The sequence below is a fragment of the Streptomyces sp. NPDC001515 genome, from assembly GCF_053597115.1.
In genome coordinates this window covers 19,101-43,513 of the sequence record NZ_JBSFHN010000025.1, presented here as the reverse complement: position 1 = coordinate 43,513, position 24,413 = coordinate 19,101, and the positions used below count along the sequence as shown (strand labels likewise).

The window sequence follows — 24,413 nt, the reverse complement described above, 5'->3', positions numbered from 1 at the left end:
CCATGTCGCCGCGTGCGACCGACCCGGGAGGACTCCCGTGACCCTGTCCGCATCCGCATCCGCGTCCGCGTCCGCATCTGTATCCACGCCGCCGCGCCACTCCGCCCTGACGGCGGCCGACCCCGAACTGGCCGCCCTGGTGGCCGCCGAGGAACGCCTCCAGGCCGACACCCTGCGCCTGATCCCCAGCGAGAACTACGTCTCCGCCGCCGTGCTCGAAGCGTCCGGCACGGTCCTTCAGAACAAGTACTCCGAGGGCTACCCCGGCAAGCGCTACTACGAGGGCCAGCAGGTCATCGACCAGGTCGAGGCGGTCACCGTCGAGCGGGCGAAGGCCCTGTTCGGCATGGAGCACGCCAACGTCCAGCCCTACTCGGGCTCGCCGGCCAACCTCGCCGTCTACCTCGCCTTCCTGAAGCCCGGCGACACGGTCCTCGGCATGTCACTCCCGATGGGCGGCCACCTCACCCACGGCTGGGGCGTCTCGGCCACCGGCACCTGGTTCAACGGCGTCCAGTACGGCGTACGCCGCGACACCGGCCGCGTCGACCTGGACGAGGTCCGCGACCTGGCCCTCGCCGAGCGGCCCAAGCTCATCTTCTGCGGCGGCACCGCCGTACCCCGCACGATCGACTTCGCGGGCTTCGCGGAGATCGCCCGCGAGGTCGGCGCGGTCCTCGTCGCCGACGTCGCCCACATCGCGGGCCTGATCGCCGGCGGCGCCCACCCCTCGCCCGCTTCCCACGTCGACGTCGTCTCCACCACCACCCACAAGACCTTGCGCGGCCCCCGGGGCGCCATGCTCCTCAGCCGCGCCGAGCACGCCCGCGCCCTCGACCGCGCCGTCTTCCCCGGCCTCCAGGGCGGCCCCCACAACCAGACCACCGCCGCCATCGGCGTCGCCCTCAACGAGGCCGCCACCCCCGCCTTCTGCTCCTACGCCCACGCCGTCGTCGCCAACGCCCGCACCCTCGGCGAAGAACTCGCCGCCCGCGGCTTCGACCTCGTCTCCGGCGGCACCGACAACCACCTGCTGCTGATCGACCTCACGACGAAGGACGTCCCCGGCAAGGTGGCGGCGAAGGCCCTGGACCGCGCGGGCATCGTCGTCAACTACAACACCGTCCCTTACGACCCCCGCAAGCCCTTCGACCCCTCCGGCATCCGCATCGGCACCCCGGCCCTCACGTCCCGGGGCATCCCCGCCTCCGACATGCCCACCGTCGCCACCTGGATCGACCGCGCCGTCACCGCCGCCCGCACGGGCGACGAGACCACCCTCACGGCGATCCGCGCCGAGGTGAAGGACCTGATGGACGCGTACCCGGCCCCGGGCCTCCCGATCGCCTGACCCGGCCACCGCACACGACAGCGCCCCGCCCCGGACGACTCCGGGACGGGGCGCTGGGCGTCCGGGCGTCAGCCCTGGACGGCGTACGTGATGAAGTCGCTCCACACGGTGGGGGAGACGGCGAGTTCGGGGCTGTGCTGGTCCTTGGAGTCCCGGACGTGGACCGTGCCCGCGCCCTTGGCCACCTCGACGCAGCTGTCCCCTTCGGAGCCGCTGTAACTGCTCTTGAACCAGGCCAGTTCTGACGTGCTCATAGCGCTCCTCGCATTCGCTTCAGCAGGCTCAGCGAATCCTCGGGGGTCAGAGCCTGCGAGCGCAGTTTCGCATACCGCTGCTGTAGCACGCTGATCTCCTTAGCGTCAGAGATCAGGCGTCCGTTCTTCTGCCCTTCCGAGTATCCGAACCAGCGATGCTCAGGGGTTTCGGCCAGTTGCAACGGTCCATCCAGCCCCGCGTGATGCGGCCGTCGCGTGGGCATCACCTGGATCTCCACGTTCCAGTTCTTCTCGGCCAAGTCGATGAGATGATCCAGGAGTTCTCGCGTCACCTCGTCGCCACCCGTCCTGCGCTCCAGCACCGACTGCTCGATGATGAAGCTGAAGGCCGTGGGCGGCTTCCGGTTGACGGACAGGAGGTTCTGACGGGCCATCCGGGCCGCGATGCGCTGTTCCAGTTGCTCCGGGTCCGGCAGGGGTGGCACGTCCAGCGAAACGGCCCGCGCGTACGCCTCGGTCTGCAACAGGCCGGGCACCACCCGGCACTCGTACGTGTACAGGCTGATCGCCGTCGCCTCGATGCGCGCCCACTGAACGAACCAACTCGCCAGCCCCGCCTGCCGGGTGAGAAACGGCGCCGCCCGACGGAGCGCGCCGATGTTGCCGAGGACCGGCTCCGCACCCTCCACGAAGTCGAGGTCCGGCATGCGGCGGCCCTGCTCGATGGAGGCGATCGTGTGTTTCGAGTACCCGACGAGGGCACCGAACTCCTCGCGGCTGAGCCCCGCGTGCTCCCGTAACGCGTGGACGACCGCGCCGAAGGTGCGAAGGCTGTCCGACGCCTCCGGTTCCGTACCGCCCGCCGATGCCGTGCCGTTGCCGTCCATGCCCTCGTAGGCCATCGCCGGACACCTCCCGTGCTGTTCGCCCGCCGTACCGCTTCCGACTGGCGCCCATAGTCACGGACGGTGACGCGTACTGTCTACCGAACGTGCGCGTACGCTGACCTTGCGTACGTGCTCCACCCCTGGTGAAGGGGGAGGGAGCGGCGGCACGGTGGGCATATGACAGCACCCTCCGCCCCCGGCACCCTCGAAGCGTCCGTCACCGTATGTGTGTTCGTCCAGCGCTTCAGCTCCACCCCGCGCGGCGCCCGCCTCGCCCGCCGGCTCGCCCTGCACCAGCTCGACCTCTGGGGCCTGCCGTACGGCAGCCCGGCATCCGACACCGCCGCCGTCCTCGTGGCCGAGCTTGCCGCCAACGCCGCCACCCACGGACGGATCCCCGGCCGTGACTTCGAACTGGTCCTCGGGCTCGTCCCCACCGCCCTGCGCATTGAGGTGTCCGACACCCGGGGTGAGCGCCGCCCGCCGTCCCCGGGAACCCTCCGTCCCGCACCCCTGCCGCTGGCCGAGGGCGGCCGGGGTCTCCTCCTGGTCGAGGCGCTCGCCGACCGCTGGGCGGTGCTCGACCGCGACCCGATCGGCAAGACGGTCGTTGCCGAGCTGGATCTTCCCGGCTGAGAGGGGCAAGGGGAACAACAAAAAGCGCTGACCCACATTTCTGTCGGTCAGCGCTTCTGTGGCACTTCCTGCGAAGTGCCCCCGGCAGGATTCGAACCTGCGCACCCGGCTCCGGAGGCCGATGCTCTATCCCCTGAGCTACGGGGGCGTATCGCTGTGTTGCTCGGCGACGGGTGAAACACTACCAGCTTCCACGGGGTGCCCGTGAACAGGTATTCCGCGTCATCGTGCGAGGGCGTGCGCCCCCTCGCACACACATTTGGCCAACCTCGGTGCCGCCGTCCGGGGGCGGAAGTGGGCAAAACCCGGACGCAGCCCCTCCGGCCCGCCTACCCTCGAAGGGTGTCAGGCGCGTGCGGCCGCGTGCTTGTTGTCGACGACAACAAGGTCATCCGGCAGTTGATCAGGGTCAATCTCGAGCTGGAGGGCTTCGAGGTCGTGACCGCGGCCGATGGTGTCGAGTGTCTGGATCTCGTTCATCGGGTCAGTCCCGACGTGATCACGCTCGATGTCGTCATGCCCCGGCTGGACGGGCTCCAGACGGCGACCCGGCTGCGCTCCGATCCGCGGACCCGGCATCTGCCGCTGGCGATCGTCAGCGCGTGCACGCCGTACGAGGTGGACAACGGGGTCGCGGCGGGGGTGGACGCGTTCCTCGCGAAGCCCTTCGAGCCCAGCGAGCTGGTGCGGCTGGTGCGGAGGCTGGTGGAGCGCGGGCGGACCGCCGTGCTGGACGGGCGGCAGGGGGCCGGGCGCGCGGAGAGCGCGGCCGGCTGACCGGATGGCGAAACGCGTTCGCTAAAGGCCCCCCTCCCTCGCCTACGCTTGTCCCGTGACCCCCGCAGATCTCTCCGCGACCGTGCTGCACGCCGTGCGCAGCGCGGTCGACGCGCATGTGCTGCGGGCGCCCGTACCCAGCCGGGTGCGGGTCGAGCGGACCCGGCCCGGCGGCAGCGGGGACTACGCCACCGCCGTCGCCCTCCAGCTCGCCGGCCCCGCCGCCCGGCCCGCCCGCGAGGTCGCCGAGATCCTGCGCGCGCGCATGAGCGGGGTACCCGGCCTCGGTCGCGTCGAGGTCACGGGCGCCGGATTCCTGAACTTCACCCTCGACGCCGGTGCCGACACCGCCGCCCATCGCGCGGTCCTCGCCGCCGTACGGGAGCGGGGCACGCGGTACGGGCACGGCGACGCGCTCGCCGGACAGACCCTCCGCCTCCGCCGCTCCGACGAGGTCAGGGCCGCCGTCACCGCCGACGCCGTGCGCCGCCTCGCCCGCGCCCAGGGCGCCCGCGTCCACGTCGGGCGTCCGGCGGGGCCGGTCGATCCGGACCTGACCGGGCTGGGCGTGGCGGACGACGACCGCACGGATCCGACCGCCGGGCCGACCGCCGGGGACCGGAACACCCCGGTCGCCGGGGCGGCGTCGCACGCGGCCTCCGCCTCCCCTTCCTCCGCCGACGTCGACATACGGCCCGTTCCCGCCGGCGCCACCGCCTCCGCACTGCTGCGGCGGCTCGGCGTGGACGCCGCCCGGTGGGGGCTGCTGCGGGCCGCCGGGCACGACCGGGCGTTCCTCGGGGACGGCCTCCTCGTCCAGGGGGAGGGCAACGCGCTCTTCCTGGTCCGCCACGCGCACGCCCGCACGCACGCGATGACCCGGGGTGCCGCCCTGCTCGGTTTCGCCGCCGCCGGTCCGCGGGAGGCCGCCGCCGTGCCCGCGGGGCCCGAGGCGGTCGCGCTGTACGGGCTGCTCGCCGACCACCCCGCCGAGCTGGCCGCCGCGGCCCGGCACCGCGCGCCCGACCGGCTGGCCCGCCACCTCGAAGCGGTGGCCCACGGCTTCCTCGACTTCCACGACGCCGCCTCGCCGCTGCCCGTCGGGGACGAGAAACCCTCGGCCGCCCACCGCTCCCGGCTCGCCCTCGCCGAAGCCGCCGGGACGGTGCTGGCCGGCGGCCTGTCCCTGCTCGGCATCAGCGCGCCCCCGTACCTCTGAACAGATCCGAGAGAGCAGAACCACACGATGAGCCGATCCGCACACCCCGCCGGACCCCGTCACGCCGACGTCCTGTCCGAGGGCCACTACGCCGCCCCCGCCGAGGACCTCAACGCGCTCGACCCCAAGGTCTGGTCCCGCACGGTCAGCCGCGACGAACGCGGCGCCCTCACCGTCGGCGGAATCGACGTCGCCCGGCTGGCCGAGGAGTTCGGCACCCCCGCGTACATCATGGACGAGACCGACTTCCGGGCCCGCTGCCGCGCCTGGGCCGACGCCTTCGGGCCCGGGGCCGACGTCTTCTACGCCGGGAAGGCCTTCCTCTCCCGCGCCGTCGTGCGCTGGCTCAAGGAGGAGGGGCTCAACCTCGACGTCTGCTCCGGCGGCGAGCTGGCCACCGCCCTCGACGCCGGGATGCCCGCCGAGCGCATCGCCTTCCACGGCAACAACAAGACCGTCGCCGAGATCGAGCGGGCCGTTGCCGCGGGCGTCGGCCGGATCGTCCTCGACTCCTTCCAGGAGATCGTCCGCGTCGCCCACACCGCGCAGCGGCTCGGCCGGCGCCAGCGCGTCCAGCTGCGGGTGACCGTCGGCGTCGAGGCCCACACCCACGAGTTCATCGCCACCGCGCACGAGGACCAGAAGTTCGGCATCGCGCTGGCCGGGGGACAGGCCGCCGAAGCGGTCCGCCGCGCGCTCGCACTCGACGGGCTGGAGCTCGTCGGCATCCACTCCCACATCGGCTCGCAGATCTTCGACATGGCCGGCTTCGAGGTCTCCGCCCGCCGCGTGGTGCAGCTGCTCGCCGAGGTCCGCGACGAGCACGGCGTCGAACTGCCCGAGATCGACCTCGGCGGCGGCCTCGGCATCGCGTACACCTCCGAGGACGACCCGCGCGAGCCGCAGGAGATCGCCAAGGCGCTCGGTGACATCGTGACCCGCGAGTGCGAGGCCGCCGGTCTCACCACCCCGCGCATCTCCGTCGAGCCCGGCCGCGCCATCGTCGGCCCCACCGCCTTCACGCTCTACGAGGTCGGCACCATCAAGCCCCTGGAGGGGCTGCGCACCTACGTCAGCGTCGACGGCGGCATGTCGGACAACATCCGCACCGCGCTGTACGACGCCGAGTACAGCGTCGCGCTCGCCTCCCGGACCTCGGACGCCGAGCCCATGCTCGTCCGCATCGTGGGCAAGCACTGCGAGAGCGGGGACATCGTCGTCAAGGACGCGTTCCTCCCGGCGGACCTGGCCCCCGGCGATCTGGTCGCCGTCCCCGCCACCGGCGCGTACTGCCGGTCCATGGCCAGCAACTACAACCACGCCCTGCGTCCGCCGGTCGTCGCCGTGCGCGACGGGGAGGCGCGGGTCGTCGTCCGGCGCGAGACGGAGGAAGATCTCCTGCGTCTCGACGTGGGCTGATGACGATTTTCCGGGGGCACACCCCCGGGCCGAGGTAAACATCTCAGGATCCGGACGGGTGACAGAATCGCCCGTCCGGTGAGTGAGACTGGTTCACACAACAGAGGTAAAGGAAACGAGGTCGGATGATGCGTACGCGTCCGCTGAAGGTGGCGCTGCTGGGCTGTGGAGTCGTCGGCTCAGAGGTGGCCCGCATCATGACGACGCACGCCGACGACCTCACCGCGCGCATCGGCGCCCCGGTCGAGCTCGCCGGCGTCGCCGTGCGCCGGCCCTCCAAGGTGCGCGAGGGCATCGACCCCGCACTGATCACCACCGATGCGACCGCCCTGGTCAAACGGGGCGACATCGACGTCGTCATCGAGGTCATCGGCGGCATCGAGCCCGCCCGCACGCTCATCACCACCGCCTTCGAGCACGGCGCGAGCGTCGTCTCCGCCAACAAGGCGCTGCTCGCCGAGGACGGCGCCGCCCTGCACGCCGCCGCCGAGCAGCACGGCCGCGACCTGTACTACGAGGCCGCCGTCGCCGGTGCCATCCCGCTCGTCCGCCCGCTGCGCGAATCGCTGGCCGGCGACAAGGTCAACCGGGTCCTCGGCATCGTCAACGGCACCACGAACTTCATCCTCGACAAGATGGACACCAGTGGCGCCGGCTACTCCGAGGCGCTCGACGAGGCCACCGCCCTCGGATACGCGGAGGCCGACCCCACCGCCGACGTCGAGGGCTTCGACGCCGCCGCGAAGGCCGCGATCCTCGCCGGCATCGCCTTCCACACCCGGGTGCGGATCGGTGACGTGCACCGCGAGGGCATCACCGAGGTCACCGCCGCCGACATCGCCTCCGCCCGCCGCATGGGCTGCACCGTCAAACTGCTCGCCATCTGCGAGCGCGCCGCCGACGGGCAGTCCGTCACGGCCCGGGTGCACCCCGCGATGATCCCGCTCAGCCACCCGCTGGCCTCCGTCCGCGAGGCGTACAACGCGGTGTTCGTCGAGGCGGAGGCCGCCGGGCAGCTGATGTTCTACGGTCCCGGCGCCGGCGGCGCCCCGACCGCCTCGGCGGTCCTCGGCGACCTCGTCGCGGTCTGCCGCAACCTGCTCAACGAGGCCCCCGGACCCGGCGAGTCCGCCTACACCCGCCTGCCGGTGAGCCCGATGGGCGAGGTCGTCACGCGCTACCACATCAGCCTCGACGTGGCCGACAAACCCGGTGTGCTCGCCCAGGTCGCGACGGTCTTCGCCGAGCAGGGCGTGTCCATCGACACGGTCCGCCAGCAGAGCCGGCCGGACAGTCAGGAATCGGACGGCGAGGCCTCCCTCGTCGTCGTCACCCACCGCGCGCCCGACGCCGCCCTCTCGGGGACCGTCGAGGCGCTGCGCAAGCTCGACACCGTGCGCGGTGTCGCCAGCATCATGCGTGTTGAAGGGGAGTAAGGACCCATGACCACCAAGGGCACCCACCAGTGGCGCGGCATCATCGAGGAGTACCGGGACCGGCTCCCGGTCACGAGCACGACGCCGGTCGTCACGCTCCGTGAGGGCGGTACGCCGCTCGTCCCCGCTCAGGTCCTGTCCGAGCGCACGGGCTGCGAGGTGCACCTCAAGGTCGAGGGCGCCAACCCCACCGGTTCCTTCAAGGACCGCGGCATGACCATGGCCATCACCCGGGCCAAGGAGGAGGGCGCGCAGGCCGTCATCTGCGCCTCCACCGGCAACACCTCCGCCTCCGCCGCCGCGTACGCGGTGCGGGCCGGCATGGTCTGCGCCGTCCTCGTCCCGCAGGGCAAGATCGCCCTGGGCAAGATGGGCCAGGCGCTCGTCCACGGCGCCAAGATCCTCCAGGTGGACGGCAACTTCGACGACTGCCTGACGCTCGCCCGCTCGCTTTCGGACAACTACCCGGTGGCTCTGGTCAATTCGGTCAACCCGGTCCGCATCGAGGGCCAGAAGACCGCCGCGTTCGAGATCGTCGACGCGCTCGGCGACGCCCCGGACATCCACGTCCTCCCGGTCGGCAACGCGGGCAACATCACGGCCTACTGGAAGGGCTACACCGAGTACGCCAAGGACGGCGTCTCCTCGCGCACCCCGCGCATGTGGGGCTTCCAGGCGTCCGGCTCCGCGCCCATCGTGCGCGGCGAGGTCGTCAAGGACCCGTCGACCATCGCCACCGCCATCCGGATCGGCAACCCGGCCTCCTGGCAGTACGCCCTGGCCGCGCGCGACGAGTCCGGCGGTTTCATCGACGAGGTCACGGACCGTCAGATCCTGTCCGCCTACCGCCTGTTGGCCTCCCAGGAGGGCGTCTTCGTGGAGCCCGCGTCGGCGGCTTCGGTGGCCGGTCTGCTGAAGGCCGCCGAGGAGGGCAAGGTCGACCCCGGCCAGAAGATCGTCTGCACGGTCACCGGCAACGGCCTCAAGGACCCCGACTGGGCCGTCGCGGGCGCCCCGCAGCCGGTCACCGTCCCGGTCGACGCCGCCACCGCGGCCGAGCGGCTGGGCCTCGTGTAACACCCGGTGTACGCCGCCGCCGTGTCCCGGGGCCGTCCGCGCGACGGGCCCGGGACACGGCGACACCTCGTCAGAAACGCAGCTCAAACACCCTTTTCGGGGCGGCGAGCGCACCGGCGGCGTGCGACACGCATCGTGCGCCTCCTGTGCGCCCTATGTCGCGACAGAACCTTCCTTCGATAAGCTGTACCCAACCCAGTCCGCCCCGCCGTGTACGAGCCGGGGTGCACGGGTCGTTGCGGTCCCCCCTGAAGTACCCCAGGAAAACCCCCGTACCACCCCGAAACACCCCCATCCCCAGAAGCCCCGCAGCTTCTCGCATGTCCCCGCCGCCTCACAAGGAGAGTCGTCAGAGCGATGGCCGGTCCCGCCTTCCGAGCCGCCGCCGTCCGGGTGCGCGTCCCCGCCACCAGCGCCAACCTGGGCCCGGGTTTCGATGCCCTCGGCCTGTCGCTGGGCCTGTACGACGACGTCGTCGTCCGCGTGGCCGACTCCGGACTGCACATCGACATCGCCGGCGAGGGCGCGGACACGCTGCCCCGCGACGAGAAGCACCTCCTCGTGCGGTCCCTGCGCACCGCCTTCGACCTGCTCGGCGGACAGCCCCGCGGCCTGGAGATCGTCTGCGCCAACCGCATCCCGCACGGACGCGGCCTCGGCTCCTCCTCCGCCGCCATCTGCGCCGGCATCGTCGCGGCCCGCGCCGTGACCACCGGCGGCGACGCCCGTCTCGACGACGCCGCCCTGCTGGAGCTGGCCACCGAGATCGAGGGCCACCCGGACAACGTCGCCGCCTGTCTGCTCGGCGGATTCACGCTGGCCTGGATGGACGGCGGATCGGCGCGCGCGATCAGGATGGATCCCGCTGATTCCATCGTTCCGGTGGTTTTCGTCCCCGGCAAGCCGGTGCTCACCGAGACCGCCCGCGGCCTGCTGCCGCGCACCGTCCCGCACGTCGACGCCGCCTTCAACGCCGGCCGTGCCGCGCTCCTCGTCGAGGCCCTGACCAGGCGCCCCGAGCTGCTGCTCACGGCCACCGAGGACCGGCTGCACCAGGAGTACCGCGCCCCGGCCATGCCGGAGAGCGCGGAACTGGTGGCCCGGCTGCGCGCCGAGGGCGTCCCCGCGGTCATCTCCGGTGCCGGACCCACCGTGCTGGCACTGGCCGAGGACGGTGCGGCCGACAAGGTCGCACGACTGGCGGGCGAGGGCTGGGCGGCCAACCGGCTCGCGCTCGACGCCCAGGGAGCGAGCGTGCTGCCGCTCGCCCCGTAGGCGAGAAGTGGTTGCCGGTGAACGAGAGGGGGAATGTTTGTTGGAGCCGGTAGTGTTAACCTCAAGTCTGCAATCGACGTCTATGTGGCGCGTTGCTTCGTGTCCCTTTCCGGGACCACCAATTCTTCCGGGAGCCTCCCCAACTGCCTGAGCAGCCTGCCTGAGCAGTTTCGAGCACGCTCCGGAACCGGCACGACACCCCTCGCTTGTCTCAGGAGTGGGCCGAGCAGGGGGATGCTCGCGCCGGACCCATGCACACGTTCACCTCTCCGCCGTACCTACCCGGCGGGACCACCGCCCCGGCACGGTCCGCACCGAAGACCGCAGTCGGACAGCACAACCGGTCGCCGAGCCAGAAGGCCGACGTCCGCTCCAGGGAAGGACCCTTCGTGAGCGACACCACCGATCTGATGGGCGTGACTGCCGACAAGAACGTCGACAGCGCCGCGCCCGCCGAAGGTGCTGCCACTGGCACCACCGCACGGCGCCGCCGCTCCGGCACCGGCCTTGACGGCATGGTCCTGGCCGAGCTGCAGCAGGTCGCGTCCGGCCTCGGCATCAAGGGCACTGCGCGGATGCGCAAGAGCCAGCTGATCGAGGTCATCAAGGAGGCCCAGGCCGGCGGCTCCGCCGCGCCGAAGGCCAAGGCCGCGGCCCCCGCCGAGGAGGCCAAGACCGCGCCGAAGCGCCGGGCCACCTCCAAGGCGCGCACCGGAGCCGGGGACGAGACCCCGGCCGCCGCCCCCGCCGAGCAGCCCGCCGCCCAGCAGCAGATCGACATCCCCGGTCAGCCCGCCAGCGACGAGGCGCCCGCGGGCGAGCGCCGCCGCCGCCGCGCCACCGCGCAGGCCGGCAGCCCGGAGGCCAAGTCCGAGACCAAGGACCGCGCCAAGGACGAGCCCAAGCACGAGGCGCCCGCCGAGGACCGTTCCGAGTCCAAGGCCGAGTCCGCCGCCGACAACGCCGAGGGGCGTCGCGGCGACCGCCAGGAGCGCGGCCAGCGCGGAGACCGCCGCGAGGGCCGTGAGGGCCGGCGCGACCGCCGGAACAAGGGCGACGAGCAGGGCCAGGGCCAGGGCGGCCAGCGTCAGCGCGGCCAGCAGAACCAGGGCCAGCAGGGCGGCGGACCCCAGGACGACTTCGACGACGAGGGCGGCCGGCGCGGCCGCCGGGGCCGCTACCGCGACCGCCGGGGCCGTCGCGGACGCGACGACTTCGCGGGCGAGGTCGCCGTCTCCGACGACGATGTCCTGATCCCCGTCGCGGGCATCCTCGACATCCTCGACAACTACGCGTTCATCCGGACCTCCGGCTACCTGCCCGGTCCGAACGACGTGTACGTCTCGCTCGCCCAGGTCCGCAAGAACGGCCTGCGCAAGGGCGACCACGTCACGGGGGCCGTGCGCCAGCCCAAGGACGGCGAGCGCCGCGAGAAGTTCAACGCGCTGGTCCGCCTGGACTCGGTCAACGCCGGAGCACCCGAATCCGGCCGCGGCCGTCCGGAGTTCCAGAAGCTGACCCCGCTCTACCCGCAGGACCGGCTCCGCCTGGAGACCGACTCCAACGTCCTGACGACGCGGATCATCGATCTGGTCGCCCCCATCGGCAAGGGCCAGCGCGGTCTGATCGTGGCCCCGCCGAAGACCGGCAAGACCATGATCCTCCAGGCCATCGCCAACGCGATCACGGTCAACAGCCCCGAGTGCCACCTGATGGTCGTCCTGGTCGACGAGCGTCCGGAAGAGGTCACCGACATGCAGCGGTCGGTGAAGGGCGAGGTCATCTCCTCGACCTTCGACCGCCCCGCCGAGGACCACACCACCGTCGCCGAGCTGGCCATCGAGCGCGCCAAGCGCCTCGTGGAGCTGGGTCACGACGTGGTCGTCCTGCTGGACTCGATCACCCGTCTGGGACGCGCGTACAACCTCGCGGCCCCGGCCTCCGGGCGCATCCTGTCCGGTGGTGTCGACTCGACCGCGCTCTACCCGCCGAAGCGCTTCTTCGGTGCCGCGCGCAACATCGAGGACGGCGGCTCGCTGACCATCCTGGCCACCGCGCTCGTCGAGACCGGCTCGCGCATGGACGAGGTGATCTTCGAGGAGTTCAAGGGCACCGGCAACATGGAGCTCAAGCTCGATCGCAAGCTCTCCGACAAGCGGATCTTCCCGGCGGTGGACGTCGACGCGTCCAGCACCCGCAAGGAGGAAATCCTGCTCGGCAGCGAGGAGTTGGGGATCGTCTGGAAGCTCCGCCGGGTGCTCCACGCGCTGGACCAGCAGCAGGCGATCGAGCTGCTGCTGGACCGGATGAAGAAGACCCAGTCCAACGCGGAGTTCCTGCTCCAGATCCAGAAGACGACGCCGGCCCCGGGCAACAACGACTAGGGCCGTCCCGCTTCGCACGTCCGGGCCGCCCCCGGCACTTCGGTGCCGGGGGCGGCCTCGTCGTTGCCCCCGAGACCTTCGCCACACGGCCGCCCGCCGCCACGGGGTCAGTCCGGTCGCCGCAGAGGACAGGAAACCGCAGGTGAGCGCGGGGTCACGGGCCGCCGCCCGGCCGCGCGGGCGGTGCCGCTCCTTATCCGGAGGCCACCGCCCCCTGTGCAACCCTTCTTGTCGCCGCCGCGTCGTACCCGACAGTGACAAAGCGGCACAGACACCCGCACACCACGTAGGGGGCGGTAGCCGGGAACGGGCCGGGAAATCGAGGAGAGGGATGAGCGGACAGCGCGGAACCACCAGCCGAATACGGCCCACCGGCCGCCGCCGGAGGAAGCCGTCCCGCCGCCGCAGGGCGGCCGTCGTCGCCGCCTGGGGCCTGGCCGGACTGGTCGTCGTCGGCGGATCCGGGCTCGGGTACGCCTACTTCCACCTCAACGGAAACCTCAAGGCCGTCGACATCGACAACGCGCTCGGCAAGAACCGGCCGAAGAACGTCGACAACGGCTCCGAGGACATCCTCGTGCTCGGCTCCGACTCCCGTTCCGGCGCGAACGCCGCGTACGGCGAGGACCAGGGCGGCGCCCGCTCCGACACCGCGATGGTCGTGCACGTCAACAAGGGGCACAGGACCGCGAGCGTGGTCTCCATCCCGCGCGACACCCTCGTCACCCGGCCCGAATGCACCGGCGACGTGAGCGGCGAGCCCGTCGCCGGCCAGGAGCGGGCCATGTTCAACACGGCGTACGAGGTCGGCGGGCCGGCCTGCGCGGTGAAAACGGTCGAGGCGATGTCCGGGATCCGCATGGACCACTACATCGAGGTCGACTTCACCGGCTTCAAGAAGCTCGTCGACAAGCTCGGCGGCGTCGAGATCACCACCAACCGGGCCATCGACGACCCCAAGAGCCACCTGGACCTCGCCCCCGGCACCCACACCCTGAACGGCGAACAGGCGCTCGGCCTGGTCCGCACCCGCAAGAGCGTCGGGGACGGCAGCGACCTCGGCCGCATCCAGCTCCAGCAGGACTTCGTCAAGGCGCTCATCAAGCAGGCCACGAGCGTCGGCATGCTCAACGGCACCAAGCTCTACGGCATCGCGGACACCGCCACCAAGGCCCTCACCACCGACTCCGACCTCGGATCGGTCACCAGGCTGGCGAGCTTCGCGACCGGGCTGAAGGGCCTCGGCGCCGACGACGTCCGCATGGTGACGCTGCCCGTGCGATACGACACCGCCGATCCCAACCGGGTCGTCCCGCTGGAGGAGGAGTCGAAGCAGGTGTGGACCGCGCTCCGCGCCGACGCCCCGATCCCCGCCTCCGCCCTGAAGAACTCCGCGGGCGACAAGGGCGACGCCGGCGGGATCGTGCGCTGACCCCGCTCCGGGAATAGCCGGCGGCCCACCCCGGTTTTGGGAGATACGGCCGGTCCTGGCAGACTGGTACGTCGGCCCCGGTTCACGGACGCGCAATCCGCGCGGACGACCCGGTGCCCTCCCGAACCTAGGAGACACCCTTGAAGCGCGACATTCACCCCCAGTACGTCGAGACGCAGGTCAGCTGCACCTGTGGCGCGTCGTTCACCACCCGTTCGACGCTGGACAGCGGCACCATCCGTGCCGACGTCTGCTCCGAGTGCCACCCGTTCTACACGGGCAAGCAGAAGATCCTCGACACCGGTGGCCGCGTGGCCCGCTTCGAGGCCCGCTTCGGCAAGGCCGCCGGCACCGCCAGCAAGTAGCGAGCCGACAGCGCCGGTCCTCGGCGCCCTCGTTCCGGGGGCGCTGGGGCCGGCGTTTTTTCGGCCGGGGCGCGGGCCCCGCACCCCGGCCGGACAGGCGTCTTTCCGGCAGGCACGACGAGCGAAGGAACCAGGAGCCCGAAGATGTTCGAGGCGGTCGAGGAACTGATCGGCGAGCAGTCCGATCTTGAGAAGAAGCTCGCGGACCCCTCGGTCCACGCGGACCAGGCCAACGCGCGCAAGCTGAACAAGCGCTACGCCGAGCTGACTCCCATCGTCTCCGCCTACCGCTCCTGGAAGCAGGTCGGCGAGGACATCGAGACCGCCCGCGAGCTGGCCGCCGACGACCCCGACTTCGCCGCCGAGGTCAAGGACCTGGAGCAGGAGCGCGAGGAACTCACCGAGAAGCTCCGCCTGCTGCTCGTCCCGCGCGACCCCAGCGACGACAAGGACGTGCTCCTGGAGATCAAGGCGGGCGCGGGCGGCGACGAGTCCGCCCTGTTCGCCGGCGACCTCCTGCGCATGTACCTGCGCTACGCCGAGCGCGTCGGCTGGAAGACCGAGATCATCGACTCCACCGAGTCCGAGCTCGGCGGCTACAAGGACGTCCAGGTCTCCGTGCGCACCAAGGGCGGCAACGGGGCCACCGAGCCCGGCCAGGGCGTCTGGGCCCGGATGAAGTACGAGGGCGGCGTGCACCGCGTGCAGCGCGTGCCCTCCACCGAGTCCCAGGGCCGCATCCACACCTCCGCCGCCGGCGTGCTCGTCACCCCCGAGGCCGAGGAGGTCGACGTGGAGATCCACGCCAACGACCTGCGCATCGACGTCTACCGCTCCTCGGGCCCCGGCGGCCAGTCCGTCAACACCACCGACTCCGCGGTCCGCATCACCCACCTCCCGACCGGCGTCGTCGCCTCCTGCCAGAACGAGAAGAGCCAGCTCCAGAACAAGGAGCAGGCCATGCGCATCCTGCGCTCGCGGCTGCTGGCCGCCGCCCAGGAGGCCGCCGAGCAGGAAGCCTCCGACGTGCGCCGCAGCCAGGTGCGCACGGTCGACCGGTCCGAGAAGATCCGTACGTACAACTTCCCGGAAAACCGCATCTCGGACCACCGGGTCGGCTTCAAGGCGTACAACTTGGACCAGGTGCTCGACGGGGACCTGGACGCCGTGATCCAGGCCTGTGTCGACGCCGACTCGGCGGCCAAGCTCGCCAACGCGTGAGCCGAGCCCCTCTGACCGCACCGCCCGTGAACCCGTACGGAGAACCGCGATGAACCTGCTGCTCGCCGAGGTGGCCCAGGCCACCCAGCGGCTGGCCGACGCCGGTGTCCCTTCGCCGCGCTTCGACGCCGAGGAACTCGCCGCGTTCGTGCACGGCGTCAAGCGGGGCGAGCTGCACACCGTGCCGGACGCCGACTTCGACGCCCGCTATTGGGAGACCATCGCCCGCCGCGAGGCCCGCGAACCGCTCCAGCACATCACCGGCCGGGCCTTCTTCCGCTATCTGGAGCTCCAGGTCGGCCCCGGGGTCTTCGTGCCCCGGCCGGAGACCGAGTCGGTGGTCGGCTGGGCGATAGACGCCGTCCGCGCGATGGACGTCGTCGAGCCGCTGATCGTCGACCTGTGCACCGGCTCCGGGGCCATCGCGCTCGCCATGGCCCAGGAGGTGCCGCGCTCGCGCGTGCACGCCGTGGAGCTGTCCGAGGACGCCCTGAAGTGGACCCGGAAGAACGCCGAGGACTCCAGGGTCACCGTCCACCGGGGCGACGCCCTGACCGCCCTCCCCGAGCTGGACGGCCAGGTCGACCTGGTCATCTCCAACCCGCCGTACATCCCGCTCACCGAATGGGAGTACGTGGCGCCCGAGGCCCGTGACCACGACCCGGAGATGGCCCTCTTCTCCGGCGAGGACGGCCTCGACACCATTCGCGGCATCGAGCGCACCGCGCACCGGCTGCTGCGCCCCGGCGGGCTCGTCGTCATCGAGCACGCCGACACCCAGGGCGGCCAGGTGCCGTGGATCTTCACCGAGGAGCGGGGCTGGGCGGACGCGGCCGACCACCCCGACCTCAACCGCCGCCCCCGGTTCGCCACGGCCCGCAAGGCCATGCCGTGACCGCCGGCACCCGCCCGTACCAGCCCTACCCGTACATGCTTGAGGAGGCCGGCTAGATGGCACGGCGATACGACTGCAACGACGCGACCGACCGTACGACGGGTCTGCGCGAGGCCGCGTCGGCCGTCCGCCGCGGCGAGCTGGTCGTGCTGCCCACCGACACCGTGTACGGGATCGGTGCGGACGCCTTCGGCTCCGAGGCCGTCGGGGATCTGCTGGAGGCCAAGGGCCGCGGCCGCACCATGCCCTCGCCCGTGCTGATCGGCTCGCCGAACACCCTGCACGGTCTGGTCACCGACTTCTCCGAGCAGGCGTGGGAGCTGGTGGACGCGTTCTGGCCCGGCGCCCTGACGATCATCGCCAAGCACCAGCCCTCGCTCCAGTGGGACCTGGGCGACACCCGGGGCACCGTCGCGATCCGGATGCCGCTGCACCCGGTCGCCCTCGAACTGCTCACGGAGGTCGGCCCGATGGCCGTCTCCAGCGCCAACCTCACCGGGCACCCGGCCCCCGAGGACTGCGACGCCGCGCAGGAGATGCTCGGGGACTCCGTCTCCGTCTACCTCGACGGCGGTCCGACCCCGGGCATCGTGCCCTCCTCGATTGTCGACGTCACCGGCAAGGTACCGGTCCTGCTGAGGGCCGGCGCGCTCTCCGCCGAGGACCTGCGCACGGTGGTACCCGACCTCGAGGTGGCCAATTGACCGCCCCTGAGGGGCGTGGCATAGCGGGGCGGACCGACACCTTCCGCATCCTCCACGTCAGCACCGGCAACGTGTGCCGCTCACCGATCACCGAGCGGCTGACCCGGCATGCCCTCGTGGACCGGCTGGGCGATCCGCTCCAGGGCGGGCTGATCGTGGAGAGCGCCGGCACCTGGGGGCACGAGGGCGCCCCCATGGAGGCCAACGCGGAGGTGGTCCTCGCCGACTTCGGCGCCGACGCCACCGGCTTCGTCGGCCGGGAGCTCCTCGACGAGCACGTGATCCGTGCCGACCTCGTCCTCACCGCGACCCGCGACCACCGGGCCCAGGTGATCTCCATGGGGCATTCGGCGGGACTGCGCACCTTCACGCTCAAGGAGTTCACCCGGCTCGTCCGGGCGATAGACCCGGCGACCCTGCCCGACGCCCGGGACGAGGGCGTCGTCGAGCGTGCCCGCGCCCTGGTCCGGGCGGCCGCCGCGCTGCGCGGCTGGCTGCTCGCCCCCACCGCGGACGCCGACGAGGTCCATGACCCGTACGGCGCCCCCATCACGTTCTTCCGGTCCATCGGGGACGAGATCAACCAGGCCCTGGACCCGGTCGTCACCGCGCTCACGGGCGTGCCCGCCGCGCACTGATCCGCGCGGGCGTCCCCGGGGCGCGAGGGCGGCCGTACGGCCGGGACGCGGTACGCCGGGGTCCCGACGGGTCACACGGGCCCGGCAGCGGGCAGCGTCCGCCGTACGGGCCTACATTGGAGCCGACGCCACCTCTCCCCAGGCCCGGAGCTCCCGATGCCGGTCACCAGCGCCAGCTCACCGTCCGCCGCCACCGCCCCGCAGGACTTCCGGGCGCTGCTCCGGGAGGATCCGGAGATCGCCGAGGTGCTGGCGGGGGAGGCGCGCAGGCAGGCGCACACGCTCCAGCTGACCGCCGCCGAGAACTTCGCCTCGCCCGCCGTGCTGGCCGCCCTCGGCTCCCCGCTCGCCAACAAGTACGCCGAGGGCTATCCCGGCGCCCGCCACCACGGCGGCTGCGAGCAGGCGGACGCCGCCGAGCGGATCGCGGTGCGCCGGGCCACCGCGCTCTTCGGCGCCGAGCACGCCAACGTCCAGCCGCACTCCGGCTCCTCGGCCGTCCTGGCCGCCTACGCGGCGCTGCTGCGGCCGGGGGACACGGTCCTGGCGATGGGCCTCCCGTACGGCGGCCACCTCACCCACGGTTCGCCCGCCAACTTCTCCGGCCGGTGGTTCGAGTTCATCGGCTACGGGGTGGACCCGGAGAGCGGGCTGATCGACTACGACCAGGTCGCGGCGCTGGCCCGGACGCACCGGCCCAGGGCGATCGTCAGCGGCTCGATCTCCTACCCGCGCCACATCGACCACGCGCGCTTCCGGGAGATCTGCGACGAGGTGGGCGCCTTCCTGATCGCCGACGCCGCGCATCCGACGGGGCTGATCGCCGGGGGAGCGGCGCCCAGCCCCGTTCCGTACGCGGACGTCGTCTGCGCGACCACGCACAAGGTGCTGCGCGGCCCGCGCGGCGGGATGCTGCTGTGCGGCGCGGAGCTGGCGGAGCGCATCGACCGGGCGGTGTTCCCCTTCACCCAGGGCGGCGCGCAGATGCACACGGTGGCCGCGAAGGCCGTCGCCTTCGGGGAGGCGGCGGCGCCGTCCTTCGCCGCGTACGCCCACCGGGTGGTTGCCCACGCCCGGGTGCTGGCCGCCGGTCTGGAGGCGGAGGGCTTCGAGATCGTCACGGGCGGCACCGACACCCATCTGATCGTCGCGGACCCGGCCCCGCTGGGCGCCGACGGCCCCGAGGCCCGCGACCGGCTGGCCGCCGCGGGGATGGTGCTGGACACCTGCGCGCTGCCGTACGGGAACGCCCGGGGCATCCGGCTGGGCACGGCGGCCCTCACCACCCAGGGGATGGACGACGCGGACATGGCCAGGCTCGCCGTGCTCATCGGCTCCGCGGTGCGCCGGGAGGGCGATGCCGGCGCCGAGGTGCGCGAACTGGCCGTGGCCCATCGGCCGTACCCGGGGTGACATCGGAACGTTTGTCCGTAAAGGAGTGTGCTGTGCAACCATCGCGGGGTGCTCCGTGTCCTCAACCATGAGGCGGACCTAGTTAAGGTGTGGGCTGAGATGGCCGGCGACATTTATGGGGCAGCCCGTGCGTGATTACTTGCTGACGCTCTGTGTCACGGCCGCGGTGACGTACCTGCTCACCGGCCCGGTGCGTAAGTTCGCCATCGCGGTCGGGGCGATGCCCGCGATCCGCGCGCGCGACGTGCACCGCGAACCGACACCTAGGCTCGGCGGCATCGCCATGTTCGGCGGGCTGTGCGCGGGGCTGATCGTCGCCGACCACCTGGCCAATCTCGACGGCGTCTTCGACCTCTCCAACGAACCGCGCGCCCTGCTCTCGGGCGCCGCGCTGATCTGGCTGATCGGCGTCCTGGACGACAAGTTCGAGATCGACGCCCTGATCAAGCTCGGCGGGCAGATGATCGCCGCGGCGGTCATGGTGCTCCAGGGCCTCACGATCCTCTGGCTGCCGATCCCCGGCGTCGGGACGGTCCCGCTCACGCAGTGGCAGGGCACGCTGCTGACGGTCGCACTGGTCGTGATCACGATCAACGCGGTCAACTTCGTGGACGGCCTCGACGGTCTGGCCGCGGGCATGGTCTGCATCGCCGCGGCGGCGCTCTTCCTGTACACCTACCGGCTCTGGTACGGATACGGCATCGAGGCGGCGGCCCCCGCGACGCTCTTCACCGCCATCCTGATGGGGATGTGCCTGGGCTTCCTGCCGCACAACATGCACCCGGCCAGGATCTTCATGGGGGACTCGGGGTCGATGCTGATCGGCCTGGTCCTCGCGGCGGGCGCGATCTCGGTGACCGGCCAGGTCGACCCGGACGCGATGAAGCTCTTCGCGGGCAGCGAACGGCAGGCCACGCACGCGATGCTGCCGGTCTTCATCCCGCTGCTGCTGCCGCTGACGATCATCGCCATTCCGGCGGCGGACCTGGTGCTCGCGATCGTGCGGCGGACCTGGAACGGACAGTCGCCGTTCGCCGCCGACCGCGGCCATCTGCACCACCGGCTGCTGGAGATCGGCCACTCGCACAGCCGCTCGGTGCTGATCATGTACTTCTGGTCGGCGCTGATCGCCTTCGGCGCGGTGGGCTACTCGGTGCACTCGACCTCGATGTGGATCGTGCTGGCGATCACCGGACTGTCCACGCTGGGCCTGATCCTGCTGCTGATGCCCCGGTTCACCCCGCGTGCGCCGCACTGGGCCGAACACTTCGTACCGCCCCGCTACCGGCGCCGGAAGCGGCGCGGGACCCAGGACCCCGGGGCGGTCCCCGAAAGCGCCCAGGAGGGCCAACAGGGGCCCCAGGACGGGCGGATGGGGCAGGAGGGACAGGAGCCGTCACCGCAGCCGCCGATCGCCGCGGGTGTCTCCGGCGTCAACGGGGCGACGGCGATCGGCCCCCGCGCACGGTTCTCGGACCGGCGCAAGGCAAATTCGACCCGTTGACAATTCGGTCATCGCGGGGCAATACCAGACAGGTAAGTGCGTTGTCTTGCTCACACGCGCGAATTAGCTCTCACGTGTGACAGCAAGCACACTTTCTTGGTAAAGACCTCATCAAATAGTTTGTGATACCGTTCACGAACCCGGTGACAGAGCCGAAGGACCTGAGTAGCACGGTCCCTTGGCCCCCGAGGGTTCGACTCTCACCGGCCTACGCTCGTCCATGACGACACACTGCCCATCCCCAGCAAGCGGAGCTGCCGCCATGCCGTCCAACGACGTCCGGACTCTCCTCCAGACCGCCGTGCCCACCGCCACCGCCGGCGTCGCAGCCGTCGCGATCAGCGGTGGCGTCGCGGGCGGCAAGGGAGCCCTGGGCGCGCTCGTCGGGACGATCGTGGTGATCCTCTTCATGGGGATCGGGATGGTCGTCCTGCAGCGGACCGCCCGGTCCATGCCTCACCTCTTCCAGGCGATGGGGCTCGCGCTCTACACGGCGCAGCTCCTGCTCCTGTTCATCTTCGTCGCCGTATTCAAGAACACCTCGCTGTTCAACCCGAAGGCCTTCGCGATCACCCTGGTCGCGACGACTCTCGTGTGGATCGGCGCACAGGCGCGTGCGCACATGAAGGCCAAGATCCTTTACGTGGAACCCGAGTCCGACCAGGCCGAGAAGCCGAAGAAGCCGGGATCCCGAGCGTGAAGGGTAGGGGCGGAATAAGTGCAGGATCAGGACCCTGCTATCGTCCGGTTCCAACTGCGGCACTGCGGGCGCGTGCATGTGAGCTGACGCCTGCTCGATCGCGAGGCTCACATGCCTGACTGCCGCTCACACATCCGAAACACCAGTCCAGTGCCGAACCGCGGCTGCGCGCCGCGCCGACACAACGAGGTTGCCGTACCTATGCGCCACGCTGAAGGAGCCCGCGGTGAGTGCTGACCCGACACAGGTGCTCGCCTTCGAGACCGACTGCCACCTCTTCGACGGTTGTGGCTTTCCGGCACCCGGCCTGCACTCGTTCCTGTTCGAGCCCCTGTGGGGCGACGCGGACAGCAACTTGTACTTCAACAAGACGATGCTGCTGGCCCTGCTCGGCTCGGTGATCATCGTTGGCTTCTTCTGGGCCGCCTTCCGCAAGCCGAAGTTGGTGCCCGGCAAGCTTCAGATGACCGCCGAGGCCGGTTACGACTTCATCCGCCGCGGCATCGTCTACGAGACGATCGGCAAGCGCGACGGCGAGAAGTACGTCCCGCTGATGGTCTCGCTGTTCTTCGTCATCTGGATGATGAACCTCTGGTCGATCATCCCGATCGCCCAGTTCCCGGTGACGGCGATCATCTCGTACCCGGCGATCCTCGCCGGCATCGTCTACGTGCTCTGGGTCGGCCTGACCTTCAAGAAGCACGGCTTCGTCGGGGCCCTGAAGAACTTCACGGGCTACGACAAGAACCTCGGCGGGGTCCTGCCGCTCTCGATGACCATCGAGTTCTTCTCGAACCTGCTGGTCCGGCCGTTCACGCACGCGGTCCGGCTCTTCGCCAACATGTTCGCGGGCCACACGCTGCTGCTGCTGTTCACGATCGCCAGCTGGTACATGCTGAACGGCATCGGGATCGCGTACGCGGGCGTCTCGTTCGTGATGGTCCTCGTGATGACGGCCTTCGAGCTCTTCATCCAGGCTGTCCAGGCCTATGTGTTCGTCCTGCTGGCCTGCAGCTACATCCAGGGCGCTCTCGCCAAGGGCCACTGAGCACCCACCTCCTGAAGCACCCGGTGGCCAACCCCCACCGGACATTGAAAGAGAAGGAAGAACCGGCATGTCCGCTCTCCAGACCCTCGCCGCCGGCGTCGAAATCAAGGGCAACCTCGGCTCGATCGGTTACGGCCTCGCCGCGATCGGCCCCGGCGTCGGCATCGGCATCATCTTCGGTAACGGCACCCAGGCGCTCGCCCGTCAGCCCGAGGCCGCCGGCCTCATCCGCGCCAACCAGATCCTCGGCTTCGCCTTCTGTGAGGCGCTCGCCCTGATCGGTCTGGTCATGCCGTTCGTCTACCCGACCTCCTGACCGGTCGCGAACAGCCCATTCGACGGAAGGCACTGACGTGAACCCCCTGGTTCAGCTCGCGGCGGAGGAAGCGGAAAACCCGCTCATTCCGCCGATCCCTGAGCTCGTCATTGGCCTCATCGCTTTCGTCATCGTCTTCGGCTTCCTCGCCAAGAAGCTCCTCCCGAACATCAACAAGGTTCTGGAAGAGCGCCGCGAGGCCATCGAAGGCGGGATCGAGAAGGCCGATGCGGCCCAGACCGAGGCCCAGAGCGTTCTTGAGCAGTACAAGGCTCAGCTCGCCGAGGCCCGCCACGAAGCCGCTCGTCTGCGCCAGGAGGCGCAGGAGCAGGGCGCCGTGATCCTGCAGGAAATGCGTGCCGAGGGCCAGCGCCAGCGCGACGAGATCGTCGCCGCCGGCCACGCCCAGATCGAGGCCGACCGCAAGGCCGCCGCCGCCGCGCTGCGCCAGGACGTGGGCAAGCTCGCCACCGAACTGGCCGGCAAGCTCGTCGGCGAGTCCCTCGAGGACCACGCCCGGCAGAGCGGCACCGTCGACCGCTTCCTCGACGAGCTCGAGGCGAAGGCCGAGGCCGTCCGATGAACAGCGCGAGCCGCGAGGCACTGGCTGCCGCACGCGAGCGCCTCGACGCACTGACCGACAGCACGTCGGTCGACGCGTCGAAGCTCGCCGAGGACCTGGCCGGCGTCACGGCGCTGCTGCACCGCGAGGTGTCGCTGCGCCGGGTCCTGACCGACCCGGCGCAGCCCGCCGAGGCCAGGGCCGAGCTCGCCGGACGTCTGCTGAACGGCCAGGTGGGCGGCGAAGCCGTCGATTTGGTCTCCGGCATGGTCCGCTCGCGCTGGTCGCAGTCGCGCGACCTGGTCGACGCGATCGAGGAACTGGCGAACACCGCCGACCTCACCGCCGCCCAGCGCGCCGGTGACCTCGACGACGTCGAGGACGAGCTGTTCCGGTTCGGCCGGATCGTGGCCTCGGACACCGAGCTGCGTTCCGCGCTGACCAGCCGGACCGCGAACCCGTCCGCCAAGGGCGAGCTGCTGCACAGCCTGCTCGGCGGAAAGGCGCGTCCGGCCACCGAGCGCGTCGTCGTGCGACTCGTCACCCAGCCCCGGGGACGTAGCCTGGAAGCGGGACTCGATTCCCTCTCCAAGCTCGCCGCGGAGCGCCGGGACCGTACGGTCGCGGTCGTCACCTCGGCGGTGCCGCTCAGTGACCGGCAGAAGCAGCGCCTCGGCGCGGCCCTGGCGAAGCTCTACGGCCGGCAGATGCACCTGAATCTCGATGTGGACCCCGAGGTCCTCGGCGGGATCGCGGTGCGGGTCGGCGACGAGGTCATCAACGGCACCATCGCGGAGCGTCTCGACGAGGCGTCCCGTCGCATGGCCGGCTGACCGAGCGCGGCGCACCCAACAGAACAGAGCAAGACCAGCGGCCCGGTTGGGCCGTGCAGAAACTGCAGAAGATTCCTGGGGGTCGGCCCCCAGACCCCCTTAAGAA

The 24,413-nt window shown here is 71.1% G+C and carries 25 protein-coding genes and 1 tRNA gene; 22 read left to right on the top strand and 4 right to left on the bottom strand.

Features of this window, described 5'->3' with window-relative positions:
- Positions 1-37: 37 nt before the first annotated feature.
- On the top strand, positions 38-1,351 hold the full coding sequence (locus ACWCXC_RS25170; RefSeq protein WP_450890598.1) for a serine hydroxymethyltransferase: 1,314 nt from the start codon (positions 38-40) through the stop codon (positions 1,349-1,351).
- A gap of 68 nt (positions 1,352-1,419) precedes the next feature.
- Here ACWCXC_RS25170 and ACWCXC_RS25165 read toward each other — a convergent pair whose 3' ends face one another.
- On the bottom strand, positions 1,420-1,605 hold the full coding sequence (locus tag ACWCXC_RS25165; RefSeq protein ID WP_450890597.1) for a DUF397 domain-containing protein: 186 nt from the start codon (positions 1,603-1,605) through the stop codon (positions 1,420-1,422).
- Entirely contained in the window at positions 1,602-2,468 is an 867-nt protein-coding gene (locus tag ACWCXC_RS25160) for a helix-turn-helix domain-containing protein (protein WP_450890596.1), read from the bottom strand. Before ACWCXC_RS25160 ends, ACWCXC_RS25165 begins: the two co-directional genes overlap by 4 nt.
- Positions 2,469-2,630: 162 nt before the next feature.
- Here ACWCXC_RS25160 and ACWCXC_RS25155 point away from each other — a divergent pair, with 162 nt between their 5' ends.
- Positions 2,631-3,089 (top strand): ATP-binding protein, encoded by a 459-nt coding sequence (locus ACWCXC_RS25155; RefSeq protein ID WP_450890595.1) that lies wholly within the window; start codon positions 2,631-2,633, stop codon positions 3,087-3,089.
- Positions 3,090-3,165: 76 nt separating this feature from the next.
- On the opposite strand, the gene ACWCXC_RS25150 is transcribed toward ACWCXC_RS25155, so the two are convergent.
- Together ACWCXC_RS25150 and ACWCXC_RS25145 are read right to left on the bottom strand one after the other, a co-directional pair.
- A tRNA-Arg gene (locus tag ACWCXC_RS25150) sits at positions 3,166-3,237 on the bottom strand.
- Positions 3,238-3,434: 197 nt separating this feature from the next.
- Positions 3,435-3,569 (bottom strand): hypothetical protein, encoded by a 135-nt coding sequence (locus ACWCXC_RS25145; protein ID WP_450683161.1) that lies wholly within the window; start codon positions 3,567-3,569, stop codon positions 3,435-3,437.
- Here ACWCXC_RS25145 and ACWCXC_RS25140 point away from each other — a divergent pair.
- The 20 genes from ACWCXC_RS25140 to ACWCXC_RS25045 all read left to right on the top strand — a co-directional run bounded on the left by ACWCXC_RS25140 (position 3,510) and on the right by ACWCXC_RS25045 (position 24,307).
- Entirely contained in the window at positions 3,510-3,866 is a 357-nt protein-coding gene (locus ACWCXC_RS25140; RefSeq protein WP_450683160.1) for a response regulator, read from the top strand. The two genes, ACWCXC_RS25145 and ACWCXC_RS25140, sit on opposite strands and share 60 nt — an antisense overlap.
- 55 nt (positions 3,867-3,921) lie before the next feature.
- Positions 3,922-5,085: an ArgS-related anticodon-binding protein NrtL gene (gene nrtL, locus ACWCXC_RS25135; RefSeq protein WP_450890594.1), complete on the top strand. Its 1,164-nt coding sequence runs from the start codon at positions 3,922-3,924 to the stop codon at positions 5,083-5,085.
- Between the two features lie 27 nt (positions 5,086-5,112).
- Entirely contained in the window at positions 5,113-6,504 is a 1,392-nt protein-coding gene (lysA, locus tag ACWCXC_RS25130; protein WP_450683133.1) for a diaminopimelate decarboxylase, read from the top strand.
- A gap of 125 nt (positions 6,505-6,629) precedes the next feature.
- A complete protein-coding gene (locus ACWCXC_RS25125; RefSeq protein WP_450683132.1) occupies positions 6,630-7,940 on the top strand; it encodes a homoserine dehydrogenase in 1,311 nt (436 codons plus the stop codon).
- Positions 7,941-7,946: 6 nt separating this feature from the next.
- Entirely contained in the window at positions 7,947-9,017 is a 1,071-nt protein-coding gene (thrC, locus tag ACWCXC_RS25120; protein ID WP_450683131.1) for a threonine synthase, read from the top strand.
- A gap of 357 nt (positions 9,018-9,374) precedes the next feature.
- Positions 9,375-10,292, top strand: a complete 918-nt coding sequence (gene thrB / locus ACWCXC_RS25115; RefSeq protein WP_450890593.1) for a homoserine kinase — start codon at positions 9,375-9,377, stop codon at positions 10,290-10,292.
- Positions 10,293-10,681: 389 nt separating this feature from the next.
- Positions 10,682-12,676 carry a transcription termination factor Rho gene (gene rho / locus ACWCXC_RS25110; protein WP_450890592.1) on the top strand — a complete coding sequence of 665 codons (1,995 nt, stop codon included), beginning with the start codon at positions 10,682-10,684 and terminating at the stop codon, positions 12,674-12,676.
- Between the two features lie 331 nt (positions 12,677-13,007).
- Complete coding sequence (locus ACWCXC_RS25105; RefSeq protein WP_450890591.1) at positions 13,008-14,108, top strand: LCP family protein; 1,101 nt, start codon at positions 13,008-13,010, stop codon at positions 14,106-14,108.
- A 140-nt stretch (positions 14,109-14,248) separates the two neighbouring features.
- A complete protein-coding gene (gene rpmE, locus ACWCXC_RS25100; RefSeq protein WP_136203279.1) occupies positions 14,249-14,473 on the top strand; it encodes a 50S ribosomal protein L31 in 225 nt (74 codons plus the stop codon).
- A gap of 144 nt (positions 14,474-14,617) precedes the next feature.
- Positions 14,618-15,694, top strand: coding sequence for a peptide chain release factor 1 (gene prfA, locus ACWCXC_RS25095; protein ID WP_450683127.1), 1,077 nt, complete (start codon positions 14,618-14,620; stop codon positions 15,692-15,694).
- Positions 15,695-15,743: 49 nt separating this feature from the next.
- Entirely contained in the window at positions 15,744-16,589 is an 846-nt protein-coding gene (prmC, locus tag ACWCXC_RS25090) for a peptide chain release factor N(5)-glutamine methyltransferase (RefSeq protein ID WP_450683126.1), read from the top strand.
- A gap of 56 nt (positions 16,590-16,645) precedes the next feature.
- Positions 16,646-17,293, top strand: coding sequence for an L-threonylcarbamoyladenylate synthase (locus tag ACWCXC_RS25085; RefSeq protein WP_450683125.1), 648 nt, complete (start codon positions 16,646-16,648; stop codon positions 17,291-17,293).
- On the top strand, positions 17,290-17,931 hold the full coding sequence (locus tag ACWCXC_RS25080) for an arsenate reductase/protein-tyrosine-phosphatase family protein (RefSeq protein ID WP_383635043.1): 642 nt from the start codon (positions 17,290-17,292) through the stop codon (positions 17,929-17,931). Before ACWCXC_RS25085 ends, ACWCXC_RS25080 begins: the two co-directional genes overlap by 4 nt.
- 156 nt (positions 17,932-18,087) lie before the next feature.
- Positions 18,088-19,344 carry a serine hydroxymethyltransferase gene (locus ACWCXC_RS25075; RefSeq protein ID WP_450890590.1) on the top strand — a complete coding sequence of 419 codons (1,257 nt, stop codon included), beginning with the start codon at positions 18,088-18,090 and terminating at the stop codon, positions 19,342-19,344.
- A gap of 115 nt (positions 19,345-19,459) precedes the next feature.
- On the top strand, positions 19,460-20,848 hold the full coding sequence (locus ACWCXC_RS25070; protein WP_450683123.1) for an MraY family glycosyltransferase: 1,389 nt from the start codon (positions 19,460-19,462) through the stop codon (positions 20,846-20,848).
- Positions 20,849-21,110: 262 nt separating this feature from the next.
- On the top strand, positions 21,111-21,548 hold the full coding sequence (locus tag ACWCXC_RS25065; RefSeq protein WP_383635049.1) for a hypothetical protein: 438 nt from the start codon (positions 21,111-21,113) through the stop codon (positions 21,546-21,548).
- 226 nt (positions 21,549-21,774) lie between these two features.
- Positions 21,775-22,596 (top strand): F0F1 ATP synthase subunit A, encoded by an 822-nt coding sequence (atpB, locus tag ACWCXC_RS25060; protein ID WP_450683122.1) that lies wholly within the window; start codon positions 21,775-21,777, stop codon positions 22,594-22,596.
- A gap of 67 nt (positions 22,597-22,663) precedes the next feature.
- A complete protein-coding gene (gene atpE, locus ACWCXC_RS25055) occupies positions 22,664-22,912 on the top strand; it encodes an ATP synthase F0 subunit C (protein ID WP_018102636.1) in 249 nt (82 codons plus the stop codon).
- A gap of 37 nt (positions 22,913-22,949) precedes the next feature.
- A complete protein-coding gene (locus tag ACWCXC_RS25050) occupies positions 22,950-23,495 on the top strand; it encodes a F0F1 ATP synthase subunit B (RefSeq protein WP_450683121.1) in 546 nt (181 codons plus the stop codon).
- The gene (locus ACWCXC_RS25045) at positions 23,492-24,307 is read left to right on the top strand and encodes a F0F1 ATP synthase subunit delta (protein ID WP_450683120.1); all 816 of its coding nucleotides are present in this window, start codon (positions 23,492-23,494) and stop codon (positions 24,305-24,307) included. The genes ACWCXC_RS25050 and ACWCXC_RS25045 overlap by 4 nt, the downstream gene beginning before the upstream one ends.
- The last annotated feature ends 106 nt before the right edge of the window (positions 24,308-24,413 follow it).

Coding starts and splice junctions, on each gene's coding strand:
- ACWCXC_RS25165 (WP_450890597.1), bottom strand. CDS start 1,605: ATGAGCACGTCAGAACTGGCCTGGTTCAAGAGCAGTTACAGCGGCTCC.
- ACWCXC_RS25160 (WP_450890596.1), bottom strand. CDS start 2,468: ATGGCCTACGAGGGCATGGACGGCAACGGCACGGCATCGGCGGGCGGT.
- ACWCXC_RS25155 (WP_450890595.1), top strand. CDS start 2,631: ATGACAGCACCCTCCGCCCCCGGCACCCTCGAAGCGTCCGTCACCGTA.
- ACWCXC_RS25145 (WP_450683161.1), bottom strand. CDS start 3,569: ATGAACGAGATCCAGACACTCGACACCATCGGCCGCGGTCACGACCTC.
- lysA (WP_450683133.1), top strand. CDS start 5,113: ATGAGCCGATCCGCACACCCCGCCGGACCCCGTCACGCCGACGTCCTG.
- ACWCXC_RS25125 (WP_450683132.1), top strand. CDS start 6,630: ATGATGCGTACGCGTCCGCTGAAGGTGGCGCTGCTGGGCTGTGGAGTC.
- thrC (WP_450683131.1), top strand. CDS start 7,947: ATGACCACCAAGGGCACCCACCAGTGGCGCGGCATCATCGAGGAGTAC.
- thrB (WP_450890593.1), top strand. CDS start 9,375: ATGGCCGGTCCCGCCTTCCGAGCCGCCGCCGTCCGGGTGCGCGTCCCC.
- ACWCXC_RS25105 (WP_450890591.1), top strand. CDS start 13,008: ATGAGCGGACAGCGCGGAACCACCAGCCGAATACGGCCCACCGGCCGC.
- prfA (WP_450683127.1), top strand. CDS start 14,618: ATGTTCGAGGCGGTCGAGGAACTGATCGGCGAGCAGTCCGATCTTGAG.
- prmC (WP_450683126.1), top strand. CDS start 15,744: ATGAACCTGCTGCTCGCCGAGGTGGCCCAGGCCACCCAGCGGCTGGCC.
- ACWCXC_RS25085 (WP_450683125.1), top strand. CDS start 16,646: ATGGCACGGCGATACGACTGCAACGACGCGACCGACCGTACGACGGGT.
- ACWCXC_RS25075 (WP_450890590.1), top strand. CDS start 18,088: ATGCCGGTCACCAGCGCCAGCTCACCGTCCGCCGCCACCGCCCCGCAG.
- ACWCXC_RS25070 (WP_450683123.1), top strand. CDS start 19,460: ATGGGGCAGCCCGTGCGTGATTACTTGCTGACGCTCTGTGTCACGGCC.
- ACWCXC_RS25065 (WP_383635049.1), top strand. CDS start 21,111: ATGCCGTCCAACGACGTCCGGACTCTCCTCCAGACCGCCGTGCCCACC.
- atpE (WP_018102636.1), top strand. CDS start 22,664: ATGTCCGCTCTCCAGACCCTCGCCGCCGGCGTCGAAATCAAGGGCAAC.
- ACWCXC_RS25045 (WP_450683120.1), top strand. CDS start 23,492: ATGAACAGCGCGAGCCGCGAGGCACTGGCTGCCGCACGCGAGCGCCTC.